A 20,400-nucleotide genomic window follows, 5' to 3' on the forward strand; every position below is an offset into this window, starting at 1 on the left:
TAGTTTACTCAGATTTGGGAGAAAAACAGAAAGCTTTAGAATATTTCAGCCAATCCCTTCCCCTGAGTCGGGCCGTCAGCGATCGCTCAATGGAAGCTATTACCCTCAACAATATTGGGTTAGTTTACTCAGATTTGGGAGAAAAACACAAAGCTTTAGAATATTTTAGCCAATCCCTTCCCCTGAGCCGGGCTGTCGGCAACGCTGGAAAAGAAGCTCTCACCCTTTTCAACATGGCTGATGTCAAACGCCACCAAAAAAATCTTCCCGAAGCCCTCAATGACATTGAAGCCTCTATCAAAATCATCGAAAATCTCCGCACCAAAATAGCCAGCCCCGAACTCCGCACCTCATACTTTGCCACAGTACAAAACTACTACGAATTCTACATCGACCTGTTAATGCAACTGCATAAAACTTATCCTAAATCCGGTTACGATACCAAAGCCTTAGAAGCCAGCGAACGTTCGAGGGCCCGCAGCCTCCTCGAACTCCTCCTTGAAAGTAACGCCAACATTCGCGCAGGCATTGACCCCGATTTACTGCAACAAGAAAATCGCGCAAAACAGCAACTCGATGCAATTGAAAAGCAGCGCATCGAAGCCCTCAGTCGCCCCAATCCCCAGCAAGCTAAAATCGATGAAATAGAGAAACAGCGCCTCACACTCCTGCAAGAATATCAGCAAATTCAAACCGGGATTCGTAGCGCCAGCCCCCGTTACGCTGCCCTCACCCAACCCCAACCTTTAACACTCCCAGAAATTCAGAAACAGATTCTCGATGAAAACACGATTTTATTGCAGTATTCCCTCGGCGAAGACCGCAGTTATTTGTGGGTTGTGACATCAACGGGACTAACTAGCTATGAATTGCCAAAACGCGCCGATATTGAAACAGCAGCCCGCAATTTCCGAGACGCAATAACTAGCGCAACTTACAGAAATATTCCCCAAAAAATTGCCCAAGCAAGTGCAAACTTGGGTCAATTAATTTTACAGCCCGCCGCAGCCCAATTAGGAAACAAACGCTTATTAATTGTTCCCGACGGAGTGCTGCACTATACCCCTTTTCCGGCTTTAACTCTTCCCCAAACCGCCGGACAAAAGGCAAATATTCCCTTAATCACCCAACATGAAATTATTACCCTGCCTTCAGCCTCAACTCTCGCCATTCTCAGGCAAAATTACGGAGACAGAAAACCGCCAAGCCAAACTTTAGCAATTTTAGCCGATCCAGTTTTCAGTCCAGACGATGAAAGAATTAAAGGAAAAATCACCCAAGCAACAACAGAAAAATTAGAAGCAAACAACCTCGGTTTAAATCGCTCGCTTCGTGCTTCCGATCGGGGATGGCCGCCCGATCGCCTACCATTTACCCGCCAAGAAGCCCAAACAATATTAAGCTTAGTACCCTCAGATTCTAGCAGTCAAAAAATAGATTTTTCTGCCAGTCGCACTACCGCTACCGACGGCAGTTTAGCTAATTATCAAATCGTTCACTTTGCCACCCACGGCATTGCCAACAACAAAAATCCCGAACTGTCAGGAATTGTGATGTCTACCGTAGATGACAAGGGCAATCTTGTCAATGGTTTTTTGCGCCTCACGGATATTTTTAACTTGAAACTAGCGGCAAATTTAGTGGTTTTAAGTGCTTGTCAATCGGGAATGGGGCAGAATATTAAAGGCGAAGGAATGGTGGGATTGACAAGGGGTTTTATGTATGCAGGTGCTCAGCGGGTGGCCGTTAGTTTGTGGAATGTCGATGATGAAGGAACTGCTGTGTTAATGCAAAAATTTTATCAAAAAATGGTGCAACAAAAGTTAGCGCCGGCGGCAGCGTTGAGGGCGGCACAGATGGAAATGATGCAGCAGAAAAAATGGCAATCTCCCTATTATTGGGCTGCTTTTACTCTTCAGGGCGAGTGGAAATGATATAGCGGACATAATATCACTTCTTCCTGCCTTTACACTAAGCGAGCTAGTGAGTAAGATGGAAAAAAATACAAAAAGGGTGGTTATGTTCGATCGCACTCAATGGTTTTTGGCCGGTATGTCGATCGCACTTTCGGTTCAGCTAAGTCAACCAGTTGCAGTAGCCGTGCCTGTTGGTAAAACCGTACAAACGGCGCAAAATAGCAGTAGCGAGGCTGCTGCAAAAGCTTTAAAAGAAGGACTGCAACTATACCAGCAAGGAACGGCGGAAACAAAAAGAGGTGCGATCGTCAAATTTGAAGAAGCATTAAAGCTGTTTCGGGCAGTAGGCGATCGCGGCGGGGAAGCTACCACCCTCAACAACATCGGTTTAGTCTACTCAGAATTGGGAGAAAAACAGAAGGCGCTAGAGTATTACAGCCAGTCGCTTCCCCTGTTTCGGGCAGTAGGCGATCGCGGCGGGGAAGCTACCACCCTCAACAACATCGGCTTAGTCTACTCAGAATTGGGAGAAAAACAGAAAGCGCTAGAGTATTACAGCCAGTCGCTTCCCCTGAGTCGGGCAACCGACGATCGCGGTGGGGAAGCTCGCACCCTCAACAACATCGGCAATGTCTACTCACAATTGGGAGAAAAACAGAAAGCGCTAGAGTATTACAGCCAGTCGCTTCCCCTGTTTCGGGCAATCGGCTATCGCCGTGGGGAAGCTACCACCCTCAACAACATCGGCTTAGTCTACTCACAATTGGGAGAAAAACAGAAAGCGCTAGAGTATTACAGCCAGTCGCTTCCCCTGAAACGGGCAACAGGCGATCGCAGCGGGGAAGCTGCCACCCTCAACAACATCGGCTTAGTCTACTCCGATTTGGGAGAAAAACAGAAAGCGCTAGAGTATTACAGCCAGTCGCTTCCCCTGAGTCGGGCAACCGGCGATCGCAGCGGGGAAGCTGCCACCCTCACCAATATCGGCGATGCCTACTCCGATTTGGGAGAAAAACAGAAAGCGCTAGAGTATTACAGCCAGTCGCTTCCCCTGAGTCGGGCAACAGGCGATCGCCGTGGGGAAGCGAACACCCTCAACAGCATCGGCTATGTCTACAATGAATTGGGAGAAAAACAGAAAGCGCTAGAGTATTACAGCCAGTCCCTTCCCCTGAAACGGGTAACAGGCGATCGCCGTGGGGAAGCTACCACCCTCAGCAACATAGGCAGTGTCTACTCACAATTGGGAGAAAAACAGAAAGCGCTAGAGTATTACAGCCAGTCCCTTCCCCTATTTCGGGCAGTGGGCGATCGCAGCGGGGAAGCTACCATCTTTTCCAACATGGCTTCTGCCAAACGCCACCAAAACAATCTTAGCGAAGCCCTCAACGACATTGAATTCTCTATTAAAATCATCGAAAACCTCCGCACCAAAATAGCCAGCCCCGAACTCCGCAGCTCATACTTTGCCACAGTACAGGACTACTACGAATTCTACATCGATTTGTTAATGCAACTGCATAAAACTCATCCTAAATCCGGTTACGATACCAAAGCCTTAGAAGCCAGCGAACGTTCGAGGGCCCGCAGCCTCCTCGAACTCCTCTTTGAAAGTAACGCCAACATTCGCGAAGGCATTTCCCCCGATTTACTGCAACAAGAAAAGAGCCTGCAACAGCAACTCGATGCCATTGAAAAGCAGCGCATCGAAACAATCAGCAGCCCCAACCCCAACGCAACTAAAATCGATGAAATCGACTCTGGGCGCCTCGCACTTTTGCAACAATATCAGCAAATTCAAGCCCAGATTCGTACCGCCAGCCCCCGCTACGCTGCCCTCACCCAACCCCAACCTTTAACGCTGCCAGAAATTCAGAAACAGATTCTCGATGAAAACACGATTTTATTGCAGTATTCCCTTGGCGAATATCGCAGTTATTTGTGGGTTGTGACATCCACGGGACTCACTAGCTATGAATTGCCCTCACAGGTTGACATTGAAACAGCAGCAGTCGCTTTCCGCACCGCAGTAACTAGCCCAATCCAGAGAGATATTCCCCAAAAAGTTGCCCAGGCCAGTGCCAATCTGGGCCAATTAATTTTACAGCCCGCCGCAGCCCAATTAGGAAACAAACGCTTATTAATTGTTCCCGACGGCGTGCTGCACTATACCCCTTTTCCCGCGTTAACTCTTGACCAAACCCGGGGACAAAATACCAATGTTCCCTTAATTGCCTCACATGAAATTATTACCCTGCCTTCCGCCTCAACTCTCGCTATTATCCGGCAAAATTACGGAGATAGAAAACCGCCGGGCCAAAGTTTAGCAATTTTAGCCGACCCTGTTTTCAGTCCAGATGATGAAAGAATTAAAGGAAAAATCACCCCAGCAACCACAGAAAAATTAGAAGCCAACAACCTCGGTTTAAATCGCTCGCTTCGCGCTTATAATCGGCAATGGCCGCCCGAACGCCTCGCATTTACCCGCCAAGAAGCCCAAAAAATATCCAGCTTGTTTCCCTCAGCTTCTAGCCGCCAAATATTTGATTTTGATGCCAGCCGCACTACTGCTATCGATGGAAATTTAGCCAATTATCAAATAATTCACTTTGCCACCCACGGCCTTGCCAACAGCCAAAATCCCGAACTGTCAGGAATTGTGATGTCGATGGTAGATGACAAAGGCAATCTTGTTAATGGTTTTTTGCGCCTCACGGATATTTTTAACTTGAAATTAGCGGCAAATTTAGTGGTTTTAAGTGCTTGTCAATCGGGAATGGGACAGAATGTTAAAGGCGAAGGAATGGTGGGATTGACAAGGGGTTTTATGTATGCGGGGGCGCAGCGGGTGGCCGTTAGTTTGTGGAGTGTGGATGATGAAGGAACTGCTGTGTTAATGCAAAAGTTTTATCAAAAAATGGTGCAACAAAAGTTAGCGCCGGCGGCAGCTTTGAGGGCGGCGCAGATGGAAATGATGCAGCAGGAAAACTGGCAATCGCCCTATTATTGGGCGGCTTTTACCCTTCAGGGCGAATGGAAATGATTGTGAAAAAATAATTATGACTTTTATGAACTAAAAGTTATGACATTTATGAATTGACTTTAAGTTTAGCGTGTTTTACTTTAAGTTTAACCTGTTTTAGGATGTTAATTAACTAATGTCAGTAAGCCACATTCATGAACAACATTCATAAAAAACCCTACTGGGTCTTAATATATGGAAAATGGACTGACTCAAACTCAACTAAGAATTGCAGGAGGATTGGCTGCTGCTGCGGGGGCGATCGCAATTACCGGATTCTACATTCAGCAAAACCGACAAGCGATCGATCGCGTTTCAATTCAACAAAACCGCATAACCTCGGTGCAGGATGATGGTGGCAATTTGACAGTTATTTCCCGCCAAAATAATCCAGAAATCTTTTACCGTACTACCTTGAAAGATGCACCGATAGGGAAAAAACTGTCGTTATCTTGCGATTGGATTGACCCCAGCGGTCAAGTTGTCAAACAAAACCGCTATCAGACTCGCGAAATCGACAAACCTATCTGGAATACTCAATGCCGCTACCAAATTGGTACTGCTGCTGCTACCGGAAATTGGCAAGTTAAAATGTTCGTTGAAAGTCGCGCGATCGGCAGTACATCCTTTGAAGTTAAATAATCATAAAAAACTCGCCTATGGATAGATTTTAATATGGGAATTACCAACAAACCGCGTCAATTTTTAGGATACTGGGGCTGCGATTCTCGCCACAAATCAGACGCGCTGCTGGCGAAAATCATCAGCCAGTCGGCCAGAGAAATTCCAGTTCAAAAAGTCGAGGATTCTTCCAGTTTCTCCATCGCCGGCGGCCTAAATCACCCAATTTGGAATGTTGCTAGTACCGAACTCGATCGCGCGCCAAGCTTGCCGACCAAAAAGAGCGATTCCCTGCGGGATAGCTACGCTTCACCTACTTTGCAAATCGCGGCCCTTTCAGCATCTGGACTATCTACATATCCATCAGCTAACGGTTTGCTGTTACCTGATGTCTGGGTAAACGTTCGCGAAAATTGCCTGATTTTGGGAAGGGAACCCTTCGGGCGAGTAACGCTTTACTGGACGCAAATCGGGCAGAGTATTTGGTTTGCATCGAGATTGCAACTGCTTTTAAATATTTGCGAACAGCCAGATGTAAGCATTCCCGGTTTGTACGGTTATAGCTGTTTTTCCTATGTCCCAACTCCTTTAACTCCTGTCAAAAATGTGTTCGCCGTTCCCGCCGGAACCGAATTGACTTGGGAGTGCGATCGAGATAGCGGTGTCATTTTTGAACCAAAATCACAACGCTTGTTGGAATGGGGAGAAAGTTCAGAAAAAATACAAAACGAAGCAGAAGCGATCGCCCAATTGCAAAACTTACTTAAAGATGCAGTTGAGCGCCAAATTTCCGATATAAACAGCAGTGAAACTGTCGGAGTATTTCTATCAGGCGGTTTAGATTCCTCAGTTGTCGCAGCTTTATTAGTAAAAGCCGGAGTCAAAGTGCGCGCTTATACTCTCGACTTTGGCGAAGCCGGAATTCCTGAACATCCTTGGGCAGAACAAGTTGCCTGCGCGCTGAAAATTCCTTTAGTAAAAGTAGATGCCAGGCCGCACCGGATCAAACAAGTTTTGCATTCTGCTGTGAAAGCTTTAGATTTGCCTTTTGGCGACGGAGTTACAGTGCCGCTTTACCTTTTAAATGAAGCTGCGAGTCAAGAAACCGATATCGTTTTCAACGGCGAAGGCGGCGATCAATTATTTGCTGGGTGGACGAATAAACCCCTGATTGCAGCGGGTATTTATCAAGCAGCAAATCCAGCCGGAGACGAAGCTTTTGCCCTGCAATACCTGCGAACTTTTCATCGGTTGTGGGGATACGAAACTAAAGTTTACCAGCCGCAAATTTACACTCAAATTCATAATTTGCACCCTCAAGATTGGCTGCTAGAGGCTCTTAATCCTGCTTTAGGCGGGTCTTTGCTGCACCGCCTCCGCCGCGCGGGGCTGATGCTCAAAGGCGCGCAGAACATCCATCCCCGCGCTGCTAATTTAGCTCTAGCTTTTGGTCTGAAAGTGCGATCGCCCTTTTGCGATTTTGCCTTAACAGACTGGACGTTTAAACTGTCAGGAGAATTGTGTTTGCGGGGTGCTTGCGAGAAATACATCCTCAAACGAGCCGTGGAAAATTGGCTGCCGGCGGAAATAGTTTGGCGGGAAAAGCGGGGTATGGGGGTTCCCTTAACCTCTTGGTGTTTGAATGAATTTTGGCATCAAATTGGCGATTGGTTGAACCCTGCCGTGCTGCTGTCAGAGAAACGCTGGCAACCCGATTTAGCTGCTCAAATTGTGTCCGGCAAATTCGCAGCGGGAATTCAAGGCCGCCGCATTGGCGAAATTATTTGGCTGTTAATTATGTGGCAAATTTGGCGATCGCAAATCTTAGGCGAGGAAGTGAAAAACAAATCTTGGAATCATCCATTTTGGTTGCCTCGATCGGTTTGGAATTACCGCCAGCGGTGGGCAGAATAAACGCTACTCCCTTTATGAATCGGCGGTTGAAACCGCGTCTACACAAACGAAGTCTGCCTTCGCGGACTGAAGAATAAGTGAGGTATTAAAGCTGGATTTGGGATAATTGCTAATTAAAAAAACATCTACTTTACCATTATGTCAACAATTGCAGAGCGCAAATCAATTCTCAAAGAACCGCCTTTTACTCTTTCCCTAGCTCAAGAGTTATTAGCTACTTACGGTTCGCCACTTTACGTTTATCAAAGCGATATTTTGCGCCAGACGATCGCCCGCATTACTAAAGCAATTTCCTATCCTAAAACTCAATTTTGTTTTGCCAGCGTGACGAACGGTAACATCGCACTGCTGCAAATTTTTCAAGCTTGCGGGTGGGGACTGCACGCCAATACACCGGGGGATATTTATTTAGGAACTCAGGCAGGTTTTGCGTCCAAAAACATTGTTTACAGCGGCAGTAATTTGCACCAAAATGAGATGGCACAAGTTCTCAAATGGGGTGTCAAAACTCTGAATTTCGACAGTCTCGCTCAGTTGCAGTTGTGCTGTGAGGTTTACCAATCTCTCAGGGAAAACCAACAGATTTTAGAACCGCCTCGTTTGGGTTTGAGACTGAATTTGCCCGAACTAACAGGAGACAGTCGAATTGGAGTGCGATCGACTGAATTCCCAGAGGCGATCGCCCTCGCTAGAAAAGCCGGATTAAAGCTCAGCGGATTGCATTTTTATCGCGGTACCGGCACTAATTCTACCGCAGCTTTTACTCAAGTAATTGATACTGTAATTGCCGCAGCTCAGCAATTGCCAGATTGGGAATATCTCGATTTTGGCGGCGGTTTTGGCTATCCTTACCGCAGCGGAGGTACAACCTTTGACTGGGAACTGTTCGGAGCAGAATTAACCAGCAGAATCAGCCAACTAGTTCGCGAAATTCAGCTAATAGTTGAACCTGGGCGATCTGTTGTAGCAGGATGTGCTACTTTGCTCGCTAGAGTTGTTTCCGTAAAATGGCAGGAAGCCAAACAAATTGTCGGCGTGGATACTACTGTTGCCAATCTTTCAGTGCCGTCAGTTCACGGCGGTTATCGCGAGATTTATACCTGGAATTGCCGGAATTCTCTACATCTTACTGATGTTTGCGGCAATACTACTTATTCGCGGGATTATTTGGGGAAAAACTGTCAACTGCCGGCTTTGAGAGTTGGGGAAATTCTGGCTATTTTAGATGTGGGGGCTTACGGCTATGCCATGTCGTCGCATTTTTTACACCGTCCGAGGCCAGCGGAAGTGCTGTTAGAAAACAATAGCCAACACCGCCTAATTCGCCGCAGAGAAGATTACAGAGTTTTGTTAGCAAATCAAGTTTTTTGAATCATCAATAGGAGATTTTTATGAAGTGCATTAACTGCGGAACACACAATTATTTAAGAGACCGCAGAGCCAATAGCGGTCGCTGCAAAAGATGCCAGCATCGGTTTGTTTTTGAATCAACTACTATCAATCGTGTCAAAATAACTGACGCCATGTTTGCCAAGGCGATCGCTGATATTTCAGTGAACGATACGTTGTTTTTTACTCCCCAACAGTTATGTTATTTTTTTTGCCGGCGACTCAAAGAAAAAAGTCCTAAAGTGTTCTACACAACTTCAACACACGTAACTGTTGACCAACCACCGAATGGAATTGTCTGGGTAGTTTTCGGATGGCTAATTATAGCATTAGGACTCTTTTCTAGTGTATTATTAAGTTCCACACTTTCCATTTATCTATTTTTAGGTTGCTTGATTTTAGGGCTAACATTTATTAATTCAGGGAGTCCACAAGTTAGAAAAATACACCAACAACACGCTCACAAAATATTTAATACAGCACAAACTTTGTTGAGTGACTTTTATCAGTGTCAATCCTGTATTAATCAATGGAAAGCAATCAACCCGATCGCAAAAATGCTGCCACCTCCCCGCGATACCAATGAAAATGCTGCCGTCAGTCCCGATGTCAGCGCTTACAGTTTTGATAGATTAGTTGTGTGCGATCGCCCGGAAATTGCCCAATTTTTAATCGCCAACAATTTTCACTTTGAAAACAACTGTGCAGTCCTCAGCGTTACCGGATATCCTCAAAGTATCTTTGACACAATAATGCAAATGCTGCGCCGAAATCCCGACTTAAAAGTCTATGCTTTGCACGCTTGCAGTCCCCGAGGACTTGGTTTAGTTGACCACCTGCGCACCAGTCCTAATTGGTTCCCAGATAGCAGCGCGCTAATTATTGATATCGGACTGCTACCCCGGCAAATTATTGCGGCTGGTGACAGTATGCTTGTTTTAAATTCTCAGGAATATGCACGAGATGCCGTAGAGTTGCCGCCAGAAATTCGTCAAAATTTATCCGCTGAAGAATTGGAGTGGTTGGAAGTAGGTAATTTTGTAGAATTGGAATCGTTTAGTCCTCAAAGACTAATTCAGATTTTGAATCGAGGCATTGCCGGGAGTCGAGATTTAGGCAGCGATGACAGCAGTTTTATTTTGCTAGGCGGTACGGATAGTTCTATTTATGTTGTTGACAGTTTTGGTTGAGGTTTGTGGGGAAACGGCATTGCCGTGTCCGCGCAAATATCCTGTGCGGTAGGGAAACGGCATTGCCGTGTCCGCGCAAATATCTTGTGGCGTAAGGAAACGGCATTGCGGTGTCCGTGCAGATAAGGAAACGGCAGTGCCGTTTCCCTACAGATATAATGTGCAATTAAGCCGATTTGATATTACTTATTACCTTGCAGCCAGATTTCTAAACTCGCCAACAGCCACAGTTTAACGCCGTAACGCCCCCAGGTATCTCCTTCATAGTCTAGCCATTGACCTATCAAAGATTGATTGAAATAAGGAGCGATCGCAGCTTTTTTCGACAGCAGCAAACCTTTAGCTTCTCGCTGCCAAAACTTCTTAAATCCCAACTGTACTGGAACCAGCATCCCGCTTTTGGGCCTGTCTAAAATTTGAGCGGGCAAAAGGTTTGCAACCGCTTGTTTTAAAACAGCTTTTTCCACAACTCCCGATAGTTTGTATTCCGGTGGAATAGTCATGCTCAAGTCAACTATTCGCTGGTCGAAAAGAGGCGATCGCCCGTGCAAGTCAGCAGCTTGAGTCAAGTTGTTGACTTTGGTCAAAATTTGGTCTGCTCCCTTAAATTTAATATTTAATGCCATTAATCGATTGAGATAATTGCTGCTGGCATTCAAATCCGCGCTAAATACCGAAGGTTCTGTTTTTACCGCTGCCAAAATTTCCGGTTTTAACAGTTGAGGCAAATCCGCAGCGCACTTTTGAAATGACATCAAATATGCTGGCAGCGCATCCAAATTAGTGAGAGAATTGTACAAGCTGTTAATTAGCATCGGTTGATTTTTCGGCCCGCCAAAACAGGGGTCGCCGCCTTCGCCGTTGAGGACAACTTCGACCGATTCTCGCGCCAATTTTCCTAATAGCAAGTTTGGCACTGTCAGCGGATCGCCGATCGGATCGTCTAAATAGCTCATCGTTTCTGGCAATTTTTCCCACATATCCCGAAAGGTAATTTCTAAAATGTGGTGTTGAGTTTGGCAGTGTCGGGCGACTAGACTGGAAAACTCTAATTCGTTGGCGCATTCTGCACCAAAATGAATTGAGTAAGTGTGAACTGGTCGATCGTGAAATTTAGCAGCTAAAGCGGCGATGCAGCTAGAGTCTAACCCGCCGGAAAGAAAGACGCCTACAGGTTGATTTGCAGGCAAATATTCTCGGACAATTTCATCTAAAAGAGAGCGCAATCTCGCGCCGTGCCATTCTAAAGATTGTTCGGCCTCGACCACTTGTTCTCGGAGTTCCCAGTAAGCGGAAATCGTCTCGTCAGGGAAGCTCAAAACGCTTCCTGGGCGCAGTTCTCGCACTTGCTGCCAGAGGGTACGATCGCCCGGAACGAAGGAGCAGCAGAGGTAATCTCGCAGCGCTACGAGGTCGATCGCCCTTGAATGGTATTGTGCGATCGCCCTTTGTTGAGGAGCAATCCAGCGAGTCGCGCCAACATCAGTGTAGTAAACAGTGCGCGCACCCGTGCGATCGCGCGCCAGCCGCAAAACTTGCCTTTCTCTGTCCCAAACCGCAAACGCGAACATACCCGCCAGCATCGGCAAACATTCAACGCCCCAGCGTTCCCACAGTTGAGCTACTAATTGGCGATCGCACCCCTGCCAGCTATTCGCAGAAATCCCCAATCTTTCGAGCAATTCTAATCGGTTGCTCAGCCAAATATCGCCGACAACTGCAAATTTTTCTGATGGACTTAGAATTAGCTGAGCATTTTGGTTGGAGCCAATAATAGCAATTTGACCTTCTCGCCACGCTGTCTTATCTTCGATGCTGTCTGTTTTCCCCCAAGCTATCCGCCAACTAGAGGCTAATTCAACCAGAGAATTTGGAGGTAGAGAGGATTTTTGTTTTTGGCTACCTTTATAATTGAGAAATGATTTTTTATCGCTCATTTTTGGAACTCAATATAATGATAAGTATTATCAACTATAACTTACATTTTGCACCATTCTCAAGAACGGGCAAGATGCCCGTTCCACAAAGAATGAGTTTTCTTGTAGGGTGGGCCGGAAAGCCCGCCCATAAAAGGGTTTATCGCCCGCTAGCTAAAGCCTCCCGCAATTTGCGATCGCGCTGCGATTTATCCCGAAGTTCGGGAGTTGCCATCCGCAACACAAAATCCAGCAGCCAAGGAGCAATTCGGTGACACCAAACTGCTAGATGACTTTGATATCCTACTAAGATTTCCGGCGCATCTTTGTGCAATCCCGCCACCAGTGCTAGGGCAACTTTTTCAGGAGTTGTGGGCACTACCCAGCGAAATTGTTCCAAGTCTCGCACCATGTCGGTATCTGTTAGAGAGGGCAGCAAAGCTGTGACTCGAACATTGTACTGAGTTAACTCGCTTCGCAAAGCTTGGGTGAATCCCAAAATGGCAAATTTGGTAGCAGAATAAGTCGCCATTGTCGGAGCGGCAATTTTTCCCATCAAGCTCGAAACATTGACGATGGTTCCCTCTTTTTGAGTCGCCATTCGCCTCGCTACTAAGCGGGTAATTGTGTAGGTTCCGAGCAAATTTAAGGCGATTTCTTCCTCGATTAACGGCAGCGGGGAACGCAAGAATGATGCTTGGTGGGCGACGCCCGCACAGTTGACTAGCAGGTGAATCGGGCCGCTATCTCGCCAAGCTTGGGCGATCGCAATATTCACCGCTACTGACTGAGTTAAATCCAAAGCTAACGGCACTACTTCTGTGCCAAAAAGATCGATTTCCTCTGCCAGTTCAATTAATTGCTTGCGGTTGCGCGCCACAATCAACAAACGTTTGACTCCTTGTCTCGCTAATTCCAGGGCGATCGATCGCCCAATTCCGCGCGAAGCTCCTGTAACAAGAGCTGTTTTTCCTTGAAGTTGCATAGATTAAACCTTTTGGTTGATGCTCACCGCGGCACGGAGTTATGAGTTGTGAGTTGTGAATTATCAGTTATGAGTTGAATGTTTTGGCGGTAACAACTCATAATTCATAATTTTGGGAAAGGCTATCTTGTTCCGACAAGCCTAATTTTTTCGTGGGGTTAACTCAAAACAAAAAACTTTTGAATCGCTAACGTGCGCGTGAGTTGAACTAAACTTTTAGTTTGCCAGGAATCAGTCAAATATCTGGTCATTTAACCTCATGCAAGCAGACAAACGTGAGATGAGAAAACCTAGTCGGGAATCATGCCAAAGCTGGCTTTAATACCGCTCTTTCTTCAGTTAGCGGAGGTGGACTTTGCCTGTGCAGCCGCGAATTTATTCGCCGGGGATTGGTTTTCTTCAGTCCGCAGAGGCGGACTTTGCCTGTGTAGCCGCGAATTTATTCGCCGGGAATATTCACCCCGAATTTATCATTTTTTGGGGCTTAATTACCCCTCTTTTTTTAGTCCGCAGAGGCAGACGATCTCCTGTGCAACCGCGACTAAAAATCGCCGGGGATTCGTGCGAATTGGCACAGGATAATTGAGCAATGCAGATTATCAATTCCACACCTCCTAGATATGAGAATTTCCTATCTACACACACCTTAACAACTAGAAGTTAAAGCGGCAACAATTTTTAATAAATCTTCCGCAACACTTCTTTACACAATTCTCATACGGCGGATTTCCAAGTGCCGTGAAAGCCCAAAGGTATGACACCGGGCAATTCTAGCTGGCAAACAGGAGACTCTGAAAGTCCGTCGCTGTCAAATATCCAGACTTCGCTGCTGTCAGAATTGCCGTCATAAATAACTGTTACTATCCAACCTTTTTCAGAGGAAATATCTGGAACGTAGATGGGCTCTGCGGGATAGCGATTTTCGCCCAAGTCGGCAATTGTGAGATTGCGGTTTTGCGTGTCCAAACGGGCGATCGCACCGTAACGTTCCGCTACAATATCAACGTCAGGCCGATACATTGCCAGATAAATATATCGCGAGTCTTGCCCTATTTCTGAAGCAGGTACCGTCGGAAATTCGCAAGGTAGATCCAACAATTCTTCTGTTGCTGTCACTTTGCCCGTCAGAGGATTGAGATGCACCCGCCACAGAGTCCCCTCCGCATCGGTGCGAGTTTCACCCGCCGCGACTTCTTTCAGGCGCTGATTAGTTTTAAAGTCAGCCAAGCGCACTAAATCAACGGCCACCGAACCATCTTCCTTGACAAAACCGTTAGCAAAATGCCACTGAAACCAAGAATCGGTTTCGCCGCGACTAACTAAAGAGAGAGTTTCCGAGTCAATAACTAATATCTGCGTTCCTAACTCGGGTTTCCATTCCAAAGAGTCGCTGTAACTGCTAATTCCAGCTAACACTGGCAAAAATTTGAGTCGTACAGGTGGCACAAAAAATATTAGATACTTTCCAGCCAGAACAAAATCGTGGAGCATAGGAGGGCCATCTAAAGCAACAGTTCCTTGTTGCACAATTTGGCCTGTAGGATCGCTTTTATATAGATTCAACTTTGTACTCGCACCATGTGTAATCCCAAAGTTAAAAATATTCCCAGTAATCGGGTCGCGCTTGCAGTGAGCTGAATAAGAAGATCCGCTCTCTAAACTGCCTAAATCGTCCGTTCCCTGAGTTTCCAGAGTTTGCAAATCGAGGCTGTGAGGCCAGCCACCTTCCCACAAAGCTAAAAGGCGATCGGGCAAAGCTAAAACAGAAGTATTGGCAGCATTTTTAACAGATTTCTTCCACCGCAACCACGCAGGCACCGGTGCTGTCATGCCATAATTACTGTAGAGAAATTTATCGGCTTTTTCCTCAGCTTGATATCCCGCTGTTTCCACGTAGCGATAAACAGCCGCAGCACCCGCATCGGTAAAATGTACTGCCAAAATTGCACCGTCGCCATCAAACCAATGTCCCGCATTCATGCCGCCGCGTTGCAAACGTGCTGGTCCGTTACGGTAGAGAGTTCCCCGCAATCCTGCGGGAATTTTACCGCTTTTAACGGATAACTGAGTCAGGGGAAATTCCGCAGCCGGACGGGCTAAAGCTTGAGCCCAAGATTTTTTAGCTGAGATATTAGTGTCTGTTTTCATTGGAAACTCGCAATTTTAAACTGATATGACAGAATTTTTGCTATACAATTATAGCAAAAATTAACTAACAGCTATGACTCTCCGCCGCCGTGTTCTGCTCAGAACTTTTGGGTTTACTGCTATTGGTACTCAGCTTTTGCCGTTAGCGAAGCCCTCGAAGAGGATCGCCCAAACCAACCTATCTCCGAAAACTGCGATCGTTAAGCCGCGCCGCCTGCAAGTTGGCGATACTATAGCTTTAATCAATCCTGCTGCTTTCAATTACAAAAAAGAAATCGAGGATTTTTTTAAAGTTATCGAAAAGCTGGGATTAAAAGTTAAACTGGGAGAGCATTTTTACGACCGCTACGGCTATTTAGCGGGCAAGGATGCCGATCGCGCCGCCGATGTCAACGCAGCCTTTGCCGATGACTCAGTGCGAGCTATTTTTACCGGGATGGGCGGCTGGGGCTGCGGTCGGATCTTGCCGCTCCTGGATTACAATATTATCCGCAACAATCCCAAAATTATTATGGGATTCAGCGATATTACTGCGCTGTTATTGGCGATTTATGCTAAAACTAATAGAGTTACTTTTCACGGCCCTTTAGGTGCGTCAACTTGGAGCCCCTTTACAGTGGATTACGTCAAGAAAGTTTTGTTTGAGGGAGGTTCTGTTACGATGCAAAACTCCCAAAGCGTGAAAGTTGCAACAATCGGGCGGGGCACAGCTAAGGGAAAACTAATCGGCGGCAATTTATCAGTAATCGCAGCAATGGTGGGTTCGGCTTATTTGCCGGAGTGGGAAAATAGTATTTTGTTTGTCGAGGAAGTTGGCGAAGAAGTTTATCGCATCGATAGAATGTTGACCCAGCTCAAATTAGCGGGCATTCTCGATAAAATATCAGGTTTTATTTTCGGACAGTGTACCAAGTGCGAAGCTGAAAAACCCCAAGAGTCCCTAACCTTGCCTCAAGTCTTGTCCGACCACATTCGCCCTTTAAAGATTCCCGCGTGGTACGGTTCAATGGTGGGACACATCCGGGAACAGTTCACTTTGCCGATCGGCCTAGAAGTTGAAATTGACGCTGACTCTGGTACAATTAAATTGTTAGAATCCGCTGTCAGCTAAATCTTAAACTATTCTGGATATTACCGAGGCAGAGCCTCCGGATCTGCGTTCCCAGGCAGAGCCAGGGAACGAGAAAACGAGAAATAAATTTAAACACAAAATCTGAAATATCGTGAAAAAAACCGCACAATTCCTTAAACCATTAACAGTAATAATTTTGACAATTCTTTGCATCTTGCCGCTCAATGCCTGTGCAGCAGCAAGTAAAACCGCAAATGGCGACACAATTTATCAGCAGCGAACCGTCCACAATCCCGACGGCATTGGCAAATTTTACATGGGTCGAGAAATTGCTCAAGTCATGGGATATCAAGGCGCTGGTTGGCTGGAAAGACCGTCTCGCGGCATGGAAGAAAAATCAGCTCGATTAGTCAACAATCTCGATTTAAAACCAACCGATATTGTAGCCGATATTGGAGCGGGAACTGGATATTTTAGCTTTCGCATCGCTCCCTTAGTTCCAGAAGGAAAGGTTTTGGCCGTTGACGTGCAGCCGGAAATGATTAATTTTATTAAATTGAATAAACAAGAAAAAAATATCGCTAACGTTGAGCCAGTTTTGGGCAGAATCGACAATCCAAATTTGCCTGAAAATAGCGTAGATTTAGTTGTGATGGTGGATGCTTATCACGAATTTGCATATCCCAGAGAAATGATGCAAGGAATTGTGAAAGCACTCAAACCGGGAGGCCGCACTGTATCGATCGAGTATCGAGGCGAAAACCCGATGATTCCCATTAAAGGTTTGCACAAAATGACGCAGAAGCAGGTTAAAAAAGAAATGGCAGCCGTCGGTTTAGTATGGAAAGAGACAAAAGATATGTTGCCCCAGCAGCATTTGATGGTGTTTGAGAAAAAATCTCAAATTTAGCAGCCAAACAGAGCGATTGTGTAGCATTTTTACTCATTTTTGTCAAGGTACAAAAGACGTATTTTTGAGGCGCTCGGGCGCTCGGTCAAACATACTAAGCCTTAAGTAACCCTTAAGATAGACATTTTACTAAAAATACCATTTACAATTAAAAATTGATAACCCAGAGGCGCTTCCTTCATTTTTCAAGCGAAGAAGTGTCGCTATTAAGAAGTACCAGCGTGAACATTCCAAGTTCCATCCTCACCATGCTCGCCGGCATCGGAGTGACTCTGATCAGTCTCTGGTACGGGCAGAATCACGGTTTACTGCCGATCGCCGCCTCTGATGAAGCATCCGACATAGACGCACTTTTCAATACAATGATGACCATTTCCACTGGACTATTTATCATGGTCCAGGGAATTCTCATCGTTGCTGCAATTAAATATCGCCGTCGTCAAGGAGACAACACAGACGGCCCGCCTTGGCATGACAACTTTCCCTTAGAAATTCTTTGGACAGCCGTGCCGGCGGTGATTATTTTAGGAATCGGAGTCTACAGTTTTGAGATTTACAACTCAATGGGAGGCCTCGATCCGATGGGCAATCACGACCACGGCACCATGCAAGCGCACTCTAAAATGCGGGGAAGTGCGATCGCAGCCACACTCTCAGATACACCCCAAAACGCCCCTCAAATTCCGTCTCAAAAACTCGTTGCTTTAGGCGTAGGCGCTTCCCCAGAAAATGAAGACAAACCAGCAGACTTAGTTGTAAATGTCACAGGTTTGCAGTACGCCTGGATTTTTAGCTATCCAGAAAGCGGCGTTAGTTCTGGCGAACTGCATATGCCAGTCAACCGCGACGTACAGCTAAATATCTCAGCCCAAGACGTGCTGCACGCATTTTGGCTGCCCGAATTTCGCCTCAAACAAGATGCAATTCCCGGGCGGCCGAGCGAACTGAGATTTACACCAACTAAAACCGGCGAATACCGGGTTGTTTGTGCTGAATTGTGCGGCGCTTATCACGGAGCGATGAAAGCTGTAGCAGTCGTTCACACGCCAGAAGAATTCGACACTTGGCTGCAAAGCCAGCAAGTTGCTAGCAGTCAAAACTTAGAGCAAGCAGTTGCAGTCAATCCTGGGGAATTGTCAGACGGTGAATTTTTGGCTCCCTACGTCAGGGAAATAAAAATTAATTCCGAAACCCTAGAACAACTTCACCCAACTCATCACTAAAAATAGTCATTAGTTCCTGGCACTGGATCAAAGATCCTGAGCTAATAACTAATGACTAATAACTAATGACTAATAACTATGACACAAGCACAGTTCCAAGAAAGTGCCAACACTGAGGCTCGCGGAACAGCGCCCGCCGATAGACATTGGCGCGACTACTTCACTTTTAATACCGACCACAAAGTTATCGGTATTCAATACCTGGTAACAACATTTATTTTCTATCTAATCGGCGGCGTGATGGCAACTTTGGTGCGAACAGAACTCGCCACCCCCGACGCGGATTTTGTCACCCCCGAACTCTACAACAGTTTATTTACTGTTCACGCGACGGTGATGATCTTCCTGTGGATCGTACCCGCCGGAGCCGGATTTGCTAACTTTTTGATCCCCTTAATGATTGGGGCACAAGATATGGCATTTCCCAGGCTGAATGCCGTTGCCTTTTGGCTGATTCCCGTAGGCGGCGTGTTGCTGTTGAGCAGTTTTTTGGTAGGAGCTCCGCAGGCGGGTTGGACTTCCTATCCGCCTTTGAGCTTAGTTACTGCTCAAGCGGGGGAAGAAATTTGGATTCTCAGCGTTTTGATTCTGGGAACTTCTTCGATTTTGGGGGCGGTGAATTTTGCCATTACCATCTTTACCATGCGGGTTCCGAGCATGGGTCTCAATGATATGCCCTTGTTTTGCTGGGCGATGATTGCGACTTCAGCGCTGACTTTGATTGCTACTCCAGTGTTAGCCGCAGCTTTGATTTTGCTGTCGTTTGACTTGTTAGCGGGGACGGCATTTTTTAACCCGACAGGCAACGGCGATCCCATCGTCTACCAGCATTTATTCTGGTTTTATTCGCACCCGGCAGTTTACATTATGATTATGCCCTTTTTCGGGGTTATTTCAGAAGTTTTGCCAGTGCATTCGCGCAAGCCAATTTTCGGTTATTTGGCGATCGCATATTCCAGTCTCGCGATCAGCTTTTTGGGCTTGATCGTGTGGGCGCACCATATGTTTACCAGCGGTACTCCCGGCTGGCTGCGGATGTTTTTTATGATCACCACTATGATCATCGCCGTACCAACTGGGATTAAAATATTTAGCTGGTTGGCAACTATTTGGGGAGGAAAACTCCGGCTTGTCAGCGCGATGCTATTTGGGATGGGTTTTATCTCAACATTTGTGCTCGGCGGCATCACCGGGATCATGGTGGCTTCCGTACCTTTCGACATTCACGTTCACGACACTTATTTTGTCGTCGCTCACCTGCACTACGTGCTGTTTGGTGGCTCAGTGTTTGGCATTTACGCTGCTTTTTACCACTGGTTCCCCAAAATGACGGGGCGGATGATTAATGAATTTTGGGGTAGAGTTCACTTTGTTTTAACCTATGTTGGCTTTACTGTAACTTTCTTGCCGATGCACGCTTTGGGGATGCAAGGAATGCCCCGGCGGGTGGCAATGTACGACCCGAAATTTACCACAATTAATGTCATTTGTACTGTCGGTGCTTATATGCTGGCAGTGTCTACAATCCCGTTTATCATTAATGTGATTTGGAGCTGGAGGTACGGCCCGAAAGCAGGTGACAATCCTTGGCAAGCTTTGAGTTTGGAATGGATGACGACTTCGCCGCCTCCGATCGAAAATTTTGAAGGAGTGCCGGTATTGGCAACGGGGCCTTACGATTACGGCATGGAAAAAATTCAGCATACTGGGGAACGTCTCAGACTCAAGCTGAGGGAAAATGCCACCCGCAACGCGCAGAAAACAGGTATTCCTATTGCGGAGGCTCAAGCTTCAACTTTCTTGGGCCGTACTGCAACTTTGGTCGCTCCTGAATCCGAGATAAATGTTGATTCTCCTGCTGATGAAAGTCAAGATGGCGAATAGTTATTAGTCATCAGTCATTAGTCATTAATGTCAACAAACACGTCTAACTTAGTACGGATCTGCTATCTGACGATTAAACTCTCGATCCCCCCTAGCCCCCCTTAAGAAGGGGGGAACCGGACACACTCTTTCTTCCCCCTTAAGAAGGGGGATTTAGGGGGATCGAGACTTCGCTATAAACGAGAGATACAAAGATTTTCAGGCAATTGT

General features: G+C 46.4%; 13 protein-coding genes. 10 read left to right on the top strand and 3 right to left on the bottom strand.

Going from position 1 to position 20,400, the window contains the following annotated elements:
• The 6 genes from QUB30_RS02515 to QUB30_RS02540 all read left to right on the top strand — a co-directional run.
• Positions 1 to 1,934, top strand: a 1,934-nt coding sequence (locus QUB30_RS02515; RefSeq protein WP_333328582.1) for a CHAT domain-containing tetratricopeptide repeat protein, incomplete at its 5' end; no start/stop codon positions are given.
• A gap of 58 nt (positions 1,935 to 1,992) precedes the next feature.
• Positions 1,993 to 4,959 (top strand): tetratricopeptide repeat protein, encoded by a 2,967-nt coding sequence (locus tag QUB30_RS02520; protein WP_333328585.1) that lies wholly within the window; start codon positions 1,993 to 1,995, stop codon positions 4,957 to 4,959.
• Between the two features lie 174 nt (positions 4,960 to 5,133).
• Complete coding sequence (locus tag QUB30_RS02525; protein ID WP_333328588.1) at positions 5,134 to 5,580, top strand: hypothetical protein; 447 nt, start codon at positions 5,134 to 5,136, stop codon at positions 5,578 to 5,580.
• Positions 5,581 to 5,613: 33 nt separating this feature from the next.
• Entirely contained in the window at positions 5,614 to 7,473 is a 1,860-nt protein-coding gene (locus QUB30_RS02530) for an asparagine synthetase B family protein (RefSeq protein WP_333328591.1), read from the top strand.
• Positions 7,474 to 7,611: 138 nt separating this feature from the next.
• Positions 7,612 to 8,844, top strand: a complete 1,233-nt coding sequence (locus QUB30_RS02535) for a decarboxylase (protein ID WP_333328594.1) — start codon at positions 7,612 to 7,614, stop codon at positions 8,842 to 8,844.
• Between the two features lie 20 nt (positions 8,845 to 8,864).
• Positions 8,865 to 10,052, top strand: coding sequence for a hypothetical protein (locus QUB30_RS02540; protein ID WP_333328598.1), 1,188 nt, complete (start codon positions 8,865 to 8,867; stop codon positions 10,050 to 10,052).
• A gap of 182 nt (positions 10,053 to 10,234) precedes the next feature.
• Here the strand turns inward: QUB30_RS02540 and QUB30_RS02545 are convergent, their stop codons facing one another.
• The 3 genes from QUB30_RS02545 to QUB30_RS02555 all read right to left on the bottom strand — a co-directional run bounded on the left by QUB30_RS02545 (position 10,235) and on the right by QUB30_RS02555 (position 15,101).
• Positions 10,235 to 11,989, bottom strand: a complete 1,755-nt coding sequence (locus QUB30_RS02545) for an asparagine synthase-related protein (RefSeq protein WP_333328602.1) — start codon at positions 11,987 to 11,989, stop codon at positions 10,235 to 10,237.
• 139 nt (positions 11,990 to 12,128) lie between these two features.
• Positions 12,129 to 12,953: an SDR family NAD(P)-dependent oxidoreductase gene (locus QUB30_RS02550; protein ID WP_333328605.1), complete on the bottom strand. Its 825-nt coding sequence runs from the start codon at positions 12,951 to 12,953 to the stop codon at positions 12,129 to 12,131.
• Between the two features lie 714 nt (positions 12,954 to 13,667).
• Entirely contained in the window at positions 13,668 to 15,101 is a 1,434-nt protein-coding gene (locus QUB30_RS02555) for a carotenoid oxygenase family protein (protein WP_333328608.1), read from the bottom strand.
• 73 nt (positions 15,102 to 15,174) lie between these two features.
• On the opposite strand from QUB30_RS02555, the gene QUB30_RS02560 reads away from it, so the two are divergent.
• The 4 genes from QUB30_RS02560 (at position 15,175) to ctaD (ending at position 20,190) form a co-directional block, all read left to right on the top strand.
• Positions 15,175 to 16,212, top strand: a complete 1,038-nt coding sequence (locus tag QUB30_RS02560) for an LD-carboxypeptidase (protein WP_333328612.1) — start codon at positions 15,175 to 15,177, stop codon at positions 16,210 to 16,212.
• A gap of 112 nt (positions 16,213 to 16,324) precedes the next feature.
• Positions 16,325 to 17,083 (top strand): class I SAM-dependent methyltransferase, encoded by a 759-nt coding sequence (locus tag QUB30_RS02565; protein ID WP_333328615.1) that lies wholly within the window; start codon positions 16,325 to 16,327, stop codon positions 17,081 to 17,083.
• A 221-nt stretch (positions 17,084 to 17,304) separates the two neighbouring features.
• Positions 17,305 to 18,306 (top strand): cytochrome c oxidase subunit II, encoded by a 1,002-nt coding sequence (locus tag QUB30_RS02570; protein ID WP_333328618.1) that lies wholly within the window; start codon positions 17,305 to 17,307, stop codon positions 18,304 to 18,306.
• A gap of 78 nt (positions 18,307 to 18,384) precedes the next feature.
• On the top strand, positions 18,385 to 20,190 hold the full coding sequence (ctaD, locus tag QUB30_RS02575) for a cytochrome c oxidase subunit I (protein WP_333328620.1): 1,806 nt from the start codon (positions 18,385 to 18,387) through the stop codon (positions 20,188 to 20,190).
• Positions 20,191 to 20,400 lie beyond the last annotated feature (210 nt).

The sequence above is a fragment of the Microcoleus sp. BROC3 genome (assembly GCF_036702515.1).
Classification (GTDB): Bacteria; Cyanobacteriota; Cyanobacteriia; order Cyanobacteriales; family Microcoleaceae; genus Microcoleus.